Origin of the sequence: Undibacterium sp. Ji42W, from assembly GCF_049340405.1 — a bacterium.
Lineage (GTDB): Bacteria > Pseudomonadota > Gammaproteobacteria > Burkholderiales > Burkholderiaceae_D > Undibacterium.
Window position 1 is genome coordinate 1 of sequence record NZ_JBMPOV010000051.1, and the last position, 518, is coordinate 518.

Here is a 518-nt window from a genome sequence, read left to right on the forward strand (position 1 = left end):
TCATCCGTCGTCAGCCTGAGCATCAAGCAAGCAGCAACACCATGGCAAAACGTGCTCGTCTACAGTGCCTGCAAACGCGCGGCCGATGAATTGCTGGGCAAATGCGCCGCCACCAAGTTCCCGACAGAAAACGCCGCGACCCTGGCGCAATGTGATACCAGCAGGGCAGGTGTGCTCGACAATGTGTTGGCTAATCAGGGTATCAGCCACACCATCAGCACCGATGCGGCGACCTTCCTGACCCAACTGCGTAGCGGCAACTACAGCACCTACTGGATCAGTAATGGCGCCAGTGCCTTGCCAGAACCGGCAGCGTCTGAATTGCTGGCCGCAGTCAAGCGCGGGCAGGGCTTCATGCTTGATAGCCTCGTCACAGCCACCAACACCCAACTCGCGCAATGCTCAGGTGTCACCAATAACGGTGCCTATGCCACAGCCTTGCAACAAATGAGTCTGTCTGGCGGCGTATTCAAAGGTGGCGACCTTGCTGGCCCAGCGACCCAGACCAAACTGGCAAC

Annotated in this window: 1 protein-coding gene; it reads left to right on the forward strand. The window is 58.3% G+C overall.

What is annotated here, in order from left to right; genetic code table 11:
- On the forward strand, nt 1-518 hold a 518-nt coding region (locus ACO0LG_RS29545; RefSeq protein WP_423032193.1), incomplete at both ends, for a hypothetical protein.